This is a genomic window from Acinetobacter sp. CY73 (assembly GCF_059515865.1).
Window position 1 is genome coordinate 14,673 of record NZ_JCAKMZ010000004.1, and the last position, 13,028, is coordinate 27,700.

10 protein-coding genes are annotated in these 13,028 nt (G+C 39.3%); 9 read left to right on the top strand and 1 reads right to left on the bottom strand.

Features of this window, described 5'->3' with window-relative positions:
• Nucleotides 1-96: 96 nt before the first annotated feature.
• From AC5YD2_RS03375 to AC5YD2_RS03405, 7 genes are all read left to right on the top strand, one after another.
• A complete protein-coding gene (locus AC5YD2_RS03375) occupies nt 97-2,598 on the top strand; it encodes an acyl-CoA dehydrogenase (RefSeq protein WP_496124965.1) in 2,502 nt (833 codons plus the stop codon).
• Nucleotides 2,599-3,086: 488 nt separating this feature from the next.
• Nucleotides 3,087-4,268: a thiolase family protein gene (locus AC5YD2_RS03380; RefSeq protein WP_496124966.1), complete on the top strand. Its 1,182-nt coding sequence runs from the start codon at nt 3,087-3,089 to the stop codon at nt 4,266-4,268.
• 50 nt (nt 4,269-4,318) lie between these two features.
• The gene (locus AC5YD2_RS03385; protein WP_496124967.1) at nt 4,319-4,714 is read left to right on the top strand and encodes a carboxymuconolactone decarboxylase family protein; all 396 of its coding nucleotides are present in this window, start codon (nt 4,319-4,321) and stop codon (nt 4,712-4,714) included.
• 494 nt (nt 4,715-5,208) lie between these two features.
• Nucleotides 5,209-5,562, top strand: coding sequence for a hypothetical protein (locus AC5YD2_RS03390; RefSeq protein ID WP_496124968.1), 354 nt, complete (start codon nt 5,209-5,211; stop codon nt 5,560-5,562).
• 2 nt (nt 5,563-5,564) lie between these two features.
• Nucleotides 5,565-7,391 (top strand): PepSY-associated TM helix domain-containing protein, encoded by a 1,827-nt coding sequence (locus tag AC5YD2_RS03395; RefSeq protein WP_496124969.1) that lies wholly within the window; start codon nt 5,565-5,567, stop codon nt 7,389-7,391.
• A complete protein-coding gene (locus AC5YD2_RS03400; RefSeq protein WP_496124970.1) occupies nt 7,388-7,726 on the top strand; it encodes a DUF3325 domain-containing protein in 339 nt (112 codons plus the stop codon). The genes AC5YD2_RS03395 and AC5YD2_RS03400 overlap by 4 nt, the downstream gene beginning before the upstream one ends.
• Before the next feature lie 259 nt (nt 7,727-7,985).
• Nucleotides 7,986-8,879, top strand: coding sequence for a LysR substrate-binding domain-containing protein (locus AC5YD2_RS03405; protein ID WP_496124971.1), 894 nt, complete (start codon nt 7,986-7,988; stop codon nt 8,877-8,879).
• A 190-nt stretch (nt 8,880-9,069) separates the two neighbouring features.
• Here the strand turns inward: AC5YD2_RS03405 and AC5YD2_RS03410 are convergent, their stop codons facing one another.
• Nucleotides 9,070-10,671, bottom strand: a complete 1,602-nt coding sequence (locus AC5YD2_RS03410; RefSeq protein WP_496124972.1) for a bifunctional 3-(3-hydroxy-phenyl)propionate/3-hydroxycinnamic acid hydroxylase — start codon at nt 10,669-10,671, stop codon at nt 9,070-9,072.
• Between the two features lie 442 nt (nt 10,672-11,113).
• Between AC5YD2_RS03410 and AC5YD2_RS03415 the strand changes: the two genes are divergently transcribed.
• Both AC5YD2_RS03415 and AC5YD2_RS03420 read left to right on the top strand, forming a co-directional pair.
• The gene (locus AC5YD2_RS03415; RefSeq protein WP_496124973.1) at nt 11,114-11,638 is read left to right on the top strand and encodes a tetratricopeptide repeat protein; all 525 of its coding nucleotides are present in this window, start codon (nt 11,114-11,116) and stop codon (nt 11,636-11,638) included.
• Nucleotides 11,639-12,005: 367 nt separating this feature from the next.
• Nucleotides 12,006-12,818 (top strand): Holliday junction resolvase-like protein, encoded by an 813-nt coding sequence (locus AC5YD2_RS03420; protein WP_496124974.1) that lies wholly within the window; start codon nt 12,006-12,008, stop codon nt 12,816-12,818.
• Nucleotides 12,819-13,028 lie beyond the last annotated feature (210 nt).

Below are 13,028 nucleotides of genomic sequence, written 5' to 3' on the forward strand. Positions count from 1 at the left end.
TAAGCCCCTATAGAAAAGCTTCATTCAAATAACTTTTAATTTTCTATTGCTCAACTCAAGACCATCCAACCTAAATTCGAAATGCGGAGTGGTTATATGTCTTTTGTGCTTTTTCTTATCGCGATACTGATTCAGATTTTTATATTATGGCTGATCTTTTTCTGCTCGTTGTCTCGGACATCTGGTTCAATCTTGACCATTATTGTGTCGATTGCAACAGCCATACTCAGTCCTTGGTCACTATTGCTAGGTCTCCCGCTGATACTCATCAGCCTGATTATGATGATTGATCCGTTACGCATGGCAGTCATCACTAAACCTGCTTATAAAACTTTAGCCAATGCCATGCCGAGTATGAGCACCACGGAGCGAGAAGCTTTGGATGCTGGAACCAGTTGGTGGGAAAAAGAACTGTTTATGGGGGCGCCCGATTGGAAAAAATTTGATGCTTACCCTTACCCGACCCTTTCAATCGAGGAACAATCATTCTTAGACAACGAAGTGCAGCAGCTCTGCGCGATGCTGAATGAATGGGAAATCCATCATCATTTAAAAGATTTACCACCTGAAGTATGGGCGTTCATTAAAGAAAAAGGTTTTCTAGGCTTAATCATTCCTAAAGAATATGGTGGTAAAGCCTTTAGCTCATTTGCACAAAGTCGCATCATGAGCAAAATCGCTTCGCGCTCACTCACGACCGCTGTCAGCTGTATGGTACCGAACTCACTTGGACCGGGTGAATTATTACTTCATTACGGTACAGAAGAGCAAAAAAATCGGTATTTACCGGGTTTAGCCAAAGGTGAAGAAATTCCTTGTTTCGGTTTAACCAGCCCTGAAGCAGGATCGGATGCAGGTGCCATTCCAGATACAGGTGTGGTGTGTTATGGAGAATTTGAAGGCAAACAAGTGCTCGGACTACGCATGAATTTCTCCAAACGTTGGATTACCCTTGCACCCATTGCCACAGTGGTCGGTTTAGCGTTCAAGCTCTATGACCCAGAAGGTTTATTGGGTGATAAATCAAAAACTGAATATGGCATTACCTGTGCGCTATTGCCTGCTAATCATGACGGTGTCAAGGTCGGTGCTCGCCATAATCCAGGTTCTCCCTTTATGAATGGTACGGTGGATGGAAAGGATGTCTTTATCCCACTCGATTGGATTATTGGTGGCGTTAAAAATGCAGGTAAAGGTTGGCGTATGCTGATGGAATGCCTTGCAGTAGGGCGTGGTATCTCCCTGCCTGCGCTATCTACCGCTGCGGGTGAAATGAGTTATTTAACAGTCGGTGCATTTGCCAAAATCCGTCAACAATTCAAAATTTCTGTCGGTAAATTTGAAGGTGTTCAAGAAGCGACGAGTGATATTGCTTCGGACACCTATATGCTGGAAGCGTTTAGATATTTAGTCACGTGTGGTCTCAATCAAGGCGGTAAACCTGCGGTGATGACCGCTATGGCCAAATACTATGCCACGGAAACCATGCGTAAAGTGGTGAATCATGGCATGGATGTGGTCGGTGGGCGTGCCATTCAAATGGGGCCACGTAACTTTTTGGCTTTAAATTATCAAGCGATTCCTGTTTCCATCACGGTTGAAGGTGCCAATATTCTGAGTCGTTCTTTGATGATTTTTGGTCAAGGTTCTATGCGTTGTCACCCTTATCTATTTGAAGAATTACAGCTTTTACAAGCTGAGGATAAAGACACTGCATTAAATACTTTTAATGAGATGCTGTACAAACATTTAGGTTATACCTTTAACCGTACCGCGCGTTCTTTTGCCTATGGCTATATCGGTGGACCTTCGGATGCCTCTGAAAAATCCGATGCATTTAGTCGTCCTTATTATAAAACCATCAATCGTCTCAGTGCCAACTTCGCCTTGACTGCTGATATGTGCTTAGGTTTATTGGCGGGTGATATCAAACGTAAAGAGATGCTGTCAGGTCGTCTTGCCGATATTCATTCGAATTTATTTATTGCGACAGCGATCTTAAAATTTTATGAATATGGACAACGTACAGAAGCCGAACAGATCCATGCGCAGTTGGCTTTAGAAAAAGCCTTATTTAATGCACAAGAAGCATTCTTTGGACTATTTGATAATTTCCCAATCAAACTTGCATCGGGACTGATTAAATTGATTTGCTTCCCACTGGGTCGCCCGGTACAAAAACCGAGTGACAAACTTAAACTGCAAGCGGGCGAATTGATCATGCAAGAAAATGCCTTCCGCGATCAACTGAAACAGCATGTTTATTACAGCACAGACGCAGATGATGTCACAGGTCGTATGGAATCAACTTTCCTGATGTTGCTTGAAGTCGAGGAGCTTTGGAATAAGTTCAAAAAGGCTGAATCTAAAGGACAGTTTGAAGGTTTAACTTTTGAAGCCCACATCGAGGCGGCTTTGAAGACAAACTTTATCAATCAAGCGGAAGCTGATCAGTTGACGACTTACAATGCCAAACGCTTTGATAGCATGTTGACCGATATTTTTGATATTGAGCTGAATCAACATTTAGATTTAGAGAATCCGCATCTCAATCAGTCTGATCCACAGAATGGAGCCCCCTCTACTCAAACATTATAGCGAGATACAGTTGAGCCAAATGACGTGCTTCTACTGGTCTGCATCGTTTTATAGAGCATTATGATTTTGAAACACGATAACTATTAATTTTTTAATTTTTAGAGAAAAACGGCTTAAAGAAGCCGTTTTTTTATTAAGAAATATTGATAAATCGTCCAGATGAATACTTTCGGCTGACTTATGCTGTGTTCAGCATCATTTTTTTATTCATTTAGAAAATATTCCCTCTTTGCTTAGCACATAAACTTTGACTTTAGTGCAATGGTAATCAAAGCAAAAACTGTCAAAATAAATTTCATTGCAAATTAATGAATCATTATTCATTTTTTATGATATGGTTTTATCCATAAAATGAGTGAGTTTCGCTTTGGTTGAAAATCAAGATAACGCGAATAGAATTTGGTTTATAAAAAGCTTAAGCATGGCATCAAGGGTCTATGGACTCAGTATTGAATAATGCAAGATCGAATAATTTAATGGAGAAAATAATGAGTCAAGACATCGTGATTGTGGCAGGAAGCCGTACAGCAATGGGAAGTTTCCAAGGTAGCCTTGCAAGTTTAACCGCTCCTCAGCTCGGTGCTGAGTCAATCAAATCTGCCCTCGCGCGCGCCCATGTTTCAGCTGAAAATGTTGATGAAGTGATTATGGGTTGTGTCCTCCCAGCAGGTTTAAAACAAGGTCCTGCACGCCAAGCGATGCGTATTGCAGGTATCCCAGATCATGTCGGTGCAACAACAATCAATAAAATTTGTGGTTCAGGGATGAAAGCGGTCATGCAAGCTGCAGATGCAATCAAAGCTGGCTCTGCGAAACTCGTTGTTGCTGGGGGTATGGAGTCAATGAGTAATGCACCCTATCTGATGGACAAAGCACGTGCGGGCTTTCGTATGGGTCATGGCAAAGTCACCGATCACATGTTTCAAGAAGGCTTGGAAGATGCAGAAACAGGACTCTCGATGGGTGTATTGGCTCAGGAAATGGCGAATAAAAAATCCTATACCCGCGCACAACAAGATGAATTTGCCATTCGCTCTTTAACACGCGCACAACATGCAACTGAACAAGGTTATTTCAAAGATGAAATTACACCTGTAACCGTCAGTGGCCGCAAAGGTGATGTGACTGTTGCTCAAGATGAAAATCCATTCAATGCCAAAATAGATAAAATTCCAACGCTTCGTCCTGCTTTTGCCAAAGATGGCACCATTACAGCAGCCAATGCCAGCTCCATCAGCGATGGATCATCTGCATTTGTGGTAACGTCTGCTGATTATGCTACAGCACAAGGTTTAAGCACTTTAGCAAGCATTAAAGCCTATGCGAGCCATTCACAACATCCATCTGAATTTACCATTGCACCCGTGGGTGCCATTGAGAAAGTTTTAGCAAAAACTGGTTGGTCTGTTGCAGATGTTGATTTATGGGAAATTAATGAAGCCTTTGCCATGGTGACCATGGCAGCGATTGACGCCTTTGATCTAGATATTGAAAAAGTAAATATCAATGGCGGTGCATGTGCGCTCGGTCATCCATTGGGTTCTTCTGGTTCACGTATTATTTTAACGCTCATTTATGCATTAAAGCGTTTAGGAAAAACCAAAGGTATCGCAACATTATGTATTGGTGGTGGTGAAGCCACTGCGATTGCCATTGAGATTCCAGCCTAATTTTTGATTCAACAACGCATCTTCGGATGCGTTTTTTTAGAGAGCTTAAAATGTCAAAACAAGATTATGAAAATGGTTTGAAAGTTCGAACAGAAGTCATGGGCGAATCTTTTGTAAAACGTGCTCAAGACAATACCGTTCCTTTTACTCAACCTCTACAAGACTGGATCAATGAACATGCTTGGGGTTCAACATGGCAACGTGAAGGCGTATTACCGCGTAAATATCGTTCGCTCATTACCATTGCATTTTTAACGGCGCAAAAAAGCCCGATGGAACTCAAAGGTCATGTTCGTGGTGCATTGAATAACGGCGCAACCGTTGAAGAAATACAAGAAGTCTTACTGCATAGTTTGCCTTATTGTGGTGCGCCTACAACGCAAGAAGCCTTTCGAGCAGCCTTAGAAGTGATTCAAGAATATCAACAGAATGAGGGCAATGCATAAATGAAGACAATGCATAAAATTTCGTTCATTGATCTTAACGTTTAAAATATTCTAGATCTTAAAATCTGCATACTTTGAGACTCAACCTTGAAATTAAGCATTGAAACTAGACTTTAAAATTAAACTTTAAAGCTATGGTTTTAAACTCAGCTGATTTCAGCATTTATGATTGAAATCAGCTTTGCGTACCCCTATACATTTCACTCTTGCTCACTCTCCCATTTTAAAGATACTTGGATTCCTTCATTTTTTATATACATTGTTTACAGCCAATTAAAGTGAACCAACATTTTTAGTGTTTAAAGTCCGTATTATCACCCTACTTAAAAATGCAACTAATCAGTAACTTTTAGTCTTTTTTTAAAGCACGATACTTCGGATTAAATCGATTTTTAGGTTCATAATTATTCATTAACACAAATTCTCCTATTCTAAACTGTAATAATAATTGTTATCATTTGCATTAATTACACCTTTTCACAATTGATAGTTCTATGTCTAGCACTGAATTTGAGTTACAGAGTACGCCTTCTATAACGACCAAATCCCAAAAAACCAAAACTAAAACGAAACCTGAACTAACTCCCTATCGCATCATGATTGCCTATCGATTTCTATTGGCTTCTGTCGGTGGATACGTTCTTGCATCACTTTCAGCTGTGGTCATTGCTCAGTATTTCGCCGCATATCAATCCAGCGCAGCGATGGCTGCAACTTTGATTGCGTTTAGCCTCAGTTGTGCAGCTTTTATTTGGGTGTTTATGGTCAATAAAACCCTCAAAGCCAGTCTAGGCATCATGATTCCAAGCCTGATTTTATTTATTTGCTATAAGGCCATAGGTAACTAAAAATGAGAATAGATGGAAAAGTCGAAGGTCCTCGCCAATCCATGTCTTGGTTACATACTTGGTCAAGTTTGATTCTGGGTTGGCTGCTGTATGCAATTTTCTTAACAGGAACACTGAGTTTTTTTCAAACTGAAATCACCACATGGATGAAACCTGAGTTCCATCAGTCTGTTCCGAGTCAATCACAAATTCAACATACCCAAGTGGCGTTAAATTATTTACAAGAACATCACGCCAATGCAGGTAGTTGGACGATTCAACTGCCCAATTCACGTCAAAATGTCACGACACTGAATATTCGTAAAACAGGCGAAGACCCACGTGCACGCCGTGGTGGTGAACGGGTTACGATTGATAGTCGTACAGGCGAAGTTCTAGAAGCACGTGAAACGCGTGGCGGTAGTTTCCTTTATCGTTTCCACTTTGAACTTTATGGTATGCCACGCATTTGGTCTCGTTGGATCGTCGGTATTGCCACCATGTTCATGTTGGTGGCGATGATTAGCGGCATCATTACCCACAAGAAAATTTTCAAAGATTTCTTTACATTCCGATCAGGTAAAGGGCAACGCTCTTGGTTAGATGCACATAATGCGACCGCAGTATTTGCACTTCCCTTCCATATCATGATTACTTTTAGTGGATTGCTTTTATTGCTCTTCACCATCATGCCTTGGGGTGTTAATCAGATTTATGAAAATCGCGGTGCTTTCTTACAAGATCAGCGACGTTCTTTAATAGAACAAAATATTGAAAATCAGCCAGAACAAACGGCTCGTGGTGACCATCAAACACGGGGTGAAAATCAAAATCGTGAACAGCATGCTAACCGCCCATCTACAATCGGAGAAAATACCCAAGCTCGTAGCGAAGCACGTTCAGCTCAAAATAACCTAGCTCAAGCTGGAAACAATGAAGCACGTGAACAGCGCAGTGGTCGTGGTGAAGGACGTGGTCGAAATAAAGAGCGCACTCAACCTGCACCCTTGGCAGATATAGAACCGATTCTGAGTCAAGCTGAAGAAAAATGGAAAGACAATCCAGTTGCGAGCATTAGCATCACCGCACCAAATACCACTCAAGCCAAAATTGAATTACGTGCATTGAATGCAGTGAGTGTGGCACATCGTGGCGTTTATGAAACCTTAGACTTCAATGGCGTTACAGGTCAAAACATTACCGATGAATCTGCCAAGTTAAAAAATCCATCGATTCCCAACGGAATATATAATGTTGTAACTGTTTTGCATGAAGCTCGCGGTGTGGATTTGGCATTGCGTTGGATCTTATTCCTATCCGGTGTTGTCGGCACCATTATGATCGCAACAGGTTTAATCTTGTGGTGTGTAAAACGTGCGCCTCAACAACAGAAACAAGGCTTTAAATCTTTGGGTTATCGCGTGGTTGAAGTGACCAATATTGCTGCCATTATTGGATTACCGATTGCCTGTGCTGCATATTTTTATGCCAATCGTTTCATCCCTGCTGACTTGCCTATGCGCCTTAACTGGGAAATCCGAACCTTCTTTATCGTATGGCTGTTGACCCTAATTTATGCGGCGTGTCGTACACATCGTCAAGCATGGTTAGAACTTTTAATGATTGCCACCATTGCTTTTGCACTCTTACCAATCATGAACTTTATGACTGGTGGTCAAGCGCTGTGGAATACCATTACCAATGGTCAATGGGTGATTGCTTCATTCGACTTAGCGATGTGGGTATTGGCTGCATTATTCTTCTTTAGCTTCATTAAAGTTAAAAACCACAAAGGCTTAGCCGCTAAAAATGGCAAAGCAGTGACCCATGTTGAGGAGCAAGACGGATGATTTTCTTCTTCATGATTTGGTCGATTTGCTCCGTTGGTCTTTTTGCCTTGGCAAGTTCCATGGAAAAACACCAAAAACAAATCTTTGGTCAAAAGCTTCCGAGCAAAAAAATACGACTTGCGACTATTTTAGGTTGGGTTTTACTCATCATTGCGCTGATCCTCAGCATCCAACACGCTCAGCTCAGTAATATGATTAGCTATTGGATTGGTGTAATCACTTTTGCAAGCTTATGGGTTGGACTGAGTCTGAGTTATTTTGAATCGAAAGTGAAACAGATTTGGATCGCCACAGGCATCATTGCGATCATCAGTCTGATTTTGTATTTCATCTAAAAATCATTTAAAACTTCAATACATTGACTTGATTCATTAAAAAAAGGTTCGCTCATCTCAGTATGAGTGACCTTTTTTTAAAATTTCATTTCAGAATTTAGCAATATCACGATAAAGCCTAGTGCATTGAGTTTGCTTGAACCTCCATTGTTGCAATCAAATTTTCAATCATGCTCTAACTATGCTCTTTCCTTTCATTCGCATTTGAAAACCAACACGATATAATTCACGTTCATTTTTTCATTTATCAGGCTGTTACATGGAACTTCGACATTTACGCTATTTTATTTGTATTGCCGAAGAACTGAATTTTACCCGTGCCTCTGAAAAGCTTTTTATCGCACAGCCTTCATTAAGCCAACAAATCAAAGACCTTGAAAATGAATTAGGTTGCCTATTATTCTCACGTAAAAACCGTTCGCTCAGCCTGACTGAAGAAGGACAACAATTTTATCGGGATGCAAAACATATTGTAGAGCTGTCTCAACAAGCCATTCAAAATGTAAAAACCATCAGTGATGCCAAAAAGAATAAGCTTAATATCGGCTTCTTACCCATTGCTGAAATGAAAATATTTCCCTATGTCATGCCGATCATCCGCGCGCAGCAAGAACAGTTGGATATTCAATTTCATAGCTTAAGTTGTCTGGCTCAAATCCAAGCTTTAAAAGACAATAAAATTGATGTTGCCTTTACCCGTCAATGCATCAATGATGATCATATCGCTTCGATTGAATTATTTAATGAACCTTTAGTGCTCTTGATTCCTAGCCAATCTCCTTTTGCACAGACTGAATTGATTTCAAAACAAGATTTGATACAACAAAAGTTTATTCTCAGTGAAGAAATGGCTTCACCAGTACTTTTTCAAAAGACCCAACAGATTTTTCAAAATTTGAATGCCACGATGCAGATCTCACAGCATTCGAGTAATATTTTGATGAATGTCAATTTGGTCGGTATGCAGATGGGCTGGACCATTGTCCCTGCCTATGTTGAAGATTTCTTAGGACCGAATGTTATGATTAAAAAAACATCTGTTCCTCTACCCAATATTGGACTGTATTTGAACTACCGTAAAAATGATGAAAGTGATCGTTTAAAGTTAGTCAAATCTATTCTGAGTCAACATTTTCATTGTGATATTTTTTAATACTTCATTATGCTGTTTTAGCGATACATACATTGAGTAAAGAAAGTGAATATATAAAAAGCCTGCAATCAATACAGGCTTTTTTTTAAGGTATTTCGTCCCGTCCTGAAATAAGTTTACTCAACGGTTTTCATCGAGAGATTTTGAAAATACATTTCATCTCAAATGAAACTTTAGGTTCAAAATACGATTAAACACCCAACTTTTCAAAAATCGCTTGGCTGGTTTGTTCACTAATTTGTGGAATTGCCAAAGCAGCAACAAACTTATCTGGACGTAAGAACACCATTGAATCACTAGTTTTGCCAAACCAAGCACGAATCGCATGCTCAGTATCGCCTAAAGTCAGAACGTCATCATTTTCTTGAGGTGTAGTAGACATCTGCTCAGGTGGAATCACTTTGATAAATTTTACACCGAGTGCTTTCCATTTCGCCAATGTCTGAGGTTTTAAGCCCCAAGTTGGGTTGACCCCCCAAGCAATCACGGCAAAATCCGTTCCGATAAACTCATCCAGTAATTGAATTTTGCCTGAACGGTCTTGCATTTTGGGTTGAATAAACATTTTCCCAATAGGTGAGGTTTTACTGACTTGACCGACCAACACACCTGCTTTGTACTGTGGCATCGGTTTAAAACGCATTTCCAATAAATATTGCTTCGCAGGTTTGATGTAATTCAATACATAAGAAATCGCATCACGCGCGGTACCTTGCCATTTCTTCGGTGGCGCAAGTACATGACCTGCAGTGACTGATAAATCAATCATGGCTTTAGCATGGTCATGACGTTCAAGTTGATATGTATCCAATACTTTTTCTGAAACCTTGCCTTGAACAACCATGGCAAGTTTCCATGACAAGTTAAATGCATCACGCAAGCCACTGTTATAACCCTGACCTTGCCATACTGGCATGATGTGGGCTGCATCACCTGCCAACAATACGCGACCCTCTCTGAAACGACTGGCGATACGGGCATTGTGGGTATAAACACGATTACGAATCACATCGATATTTTCAGTATTCGGTAAAACTTTAGAAAGAAGTTTTGCCATATTTTCAGGTTGGCTCAATTCTTCTTGAGTTTCACCTGGCATCACCATAAATTCAAAACGGCGAATACCATGGGGTAATGCTGCCGACACATATGGACGCACAGGATCACAGCATAGGTAGATATGTGGCGTTGCTAATGGATCATTGGCGATGTCCACGACAATCCATTGATTTGGCGCAGTTTCACCTTCAAATGGAATATTGAGCATACGGCGTACATAGCTGTTCCCGCCATCACATGCAACCAAATATTTTGAAGTGATGACTTCAATCTCACCGTCTTTATTTTGTACTTGAACTTCAACATGGTCTTGGAATTGTTTAAATGTTTGCACGCTACGTGAAAAACGAACCTCTACATTTTTAAAACGCTCTAAACCTTCCAGTAATACAGCATCAACCAAGGGTTGAACAAATGCATTACGGCGAGGCCAACCAAATTCACGTGTTTTCGGTTGAATATCTGCAAAACAACGACCTGAAGGCGTTAAAAAACGCATCGCATGGTCAGGTGTCGTATGTGGTAAAACTTGATCAATCAAACCGACTGATTGAAGGGTTCTGAGTGACTCATCATCAATACCAATCGCACGTGGATAGTCAATCAACTGATCCAACTGCTCTACGACTGTCACATTCACGCCCGATTGTCCTAGACCATTGGCAATGGTTAAGCCGACTGGGCCTGCACCAATAATAATCACGTCAGTGCTATATTTTTTTGCTGTCGTCATGTCAAAAACTCCTCAATTGAGGCTATTAAGCATGTTTTTAGCGATAGGAAAAAGTTATGCAAAAGTCTTATAAAATCTACTAAAAGCATCAAATACGACCATTTTTAGTATTTTTAGCATCAAATCAGCAATGAACGATAGGATTGAGTTATCGTTGGATTCGTATTTCATATCGTTATTTGACCAGACTCTAAGTCATCACACCCAACTAATATGTATAAGATTTCATAAGCTATTTTTTAAGTCTTAATCACTTGATCATTTGACATGATTTTAAGAAATTACAGAACTTTGCAAGGTTTCCTCATCATCCAAATGAATTGTTTGGTTTGTTTTTTCAACATTATGAATCCTTAATCTAAGCTATAATGAACAGGCTAATTTATATATTGGCTTTTTTTATTTTTAATCGTCTGCTTTATGAAGTGGCTTTGGAATTTTTATGCCTAAACGTATTACTGTCCCAACTGAACTTGCAAATCGTGCACTTGCTGGAAATGCGGAAGCTCAGTTTGAGCTTGCTGATTTATATATGCAAAGTGAGCATGATGATGACATTACTTTAGCTGAGGAATGGGCGCTCAAAGCTGCTGAAAATGGTCAAGTTGAAGCAATGTATTGGTTAGGCGAAGGCTATACCGTTTATGCCAAAGAACTTCGAGAAGAAGACCCTGAAGAATCTAAAGCTCACTTTGAGTTAGCCTATTACTGGTTATCTAAAGCCAATATCCAAAAACACGCTGCTGCGACTTTAGAGCTTGCAGGCTATTACCGTCGAGGAGATGTGATTGAAAAAGATGAAGCGAAATCTGTCGCTTTAGTCAAACAAGCAGCTGAGCTTGGTGATGTTCAAGCGATGCGTGATCTAGCATTCATCTATGAAAATGGGATGGGTGTAGAAGCGAATGAAGAGCAAGCGGATTATTGGACGAAGAAGGCTGAAGCTTTTGAAGCCAAAGATGCATAAAATTAAAACCTTGTAATTATTTATCTAAAATTCAATATATTTTTTCATTAGACCTGTTGCGTAAGTAGGGTTTTTATTCATTTTCGATTTACGCAATACCTTATAAATTAAAGGCTATACCTGCTCAAATTTTGACCAACGCAAGAGGTCTAGTCATACTTTAGTTAGGTCTTAGTCGCTTATAAATTGATTGAATTATAATAAGCAATCTAGATTTTTCATACAATGGATCTCTCATAACTATTTTATTTCTAATCAATTAAATGCTGTAAGCCTTAGATCATATAATCTTTAGCTTACTAAAATAAAGTTTAAAACTGATCAAAAAATGATTTATGCAAGAAGTCTAATAAATAAAGGAAATACAATGGAAGTAATCATTCTATTTTTATCTTTGATTTGTCTTATTTTAATTGGGGTGATTGTTTACCTAAACAAAAAAAACAATCGTCATAATTTTCAAAATCAAGCACAATTACATCAAGTTTTTATAGAACATCAAGAAACAATCAAACAAATGCAAATTGATTTTGAAGAAGAGAAACAGCGCGTAAAGAAAACTGCATTAACAGGTTCTAGAAACACCATTAAAGGCACAATGAGTGAAAAATTCTGCCCTTTTCAAGATGATTTCGCCTATTCTCCCGCAGATTGTTCATTCTTAGGTAAACCTATTGATTTTATCATTTTTAAAAATGTTGAAAAATACCGCGATAATGAAAGTAATATAGGTTTAGATGATATTGAAATTGTATTTTTGGAAGTCAAAACAGGTAGATCTTCTCTCACGAGAGTTGAAAAAGTAATTCAATATGCAATAGAAAACAAACGCGTACGTTTTGAAACATATCGTTATCAAGAGAATCAACTTGTTCAAAATGTCGTACCTAATATCCTGAATGGTGTCACTAGCTTAACAGAACCATTACTTGTGCCATTAGACTTTTCTCAAAACGATGTTGATTATTGCACTACATCTAAGCTCCCCCATGTTATTAAAAGTCGTGAAAAATTTCCGCGTAGTTCATATAAGTGGTCGGACTATGAAATGGATTTACTCATTCAAAAATATGACGAGGGTCATACGCTATTAGAACTCACACAGTTGTTCCAAAGAACCGAAGGTGGAATTTCATCACGTTTAAAAAATTTAGGTGTTGAATTACAGCTTGATGAATAAAGCAACAAAACAAGATTGGAACACAATCAATTTACAAGTACAATACTGCCCTAGTCGAGGGATGCTGCGACTTTCTCATAGATAGATTTTAAAATTCTCAATATGAGATCGCTAGGCTCGACCATCGGTTCAAACACTCTTTTGAACCAAAAACGGCATCCGCGAACATAACGATCCAATCCATTTTTTACTGTTATTACACATCTAATA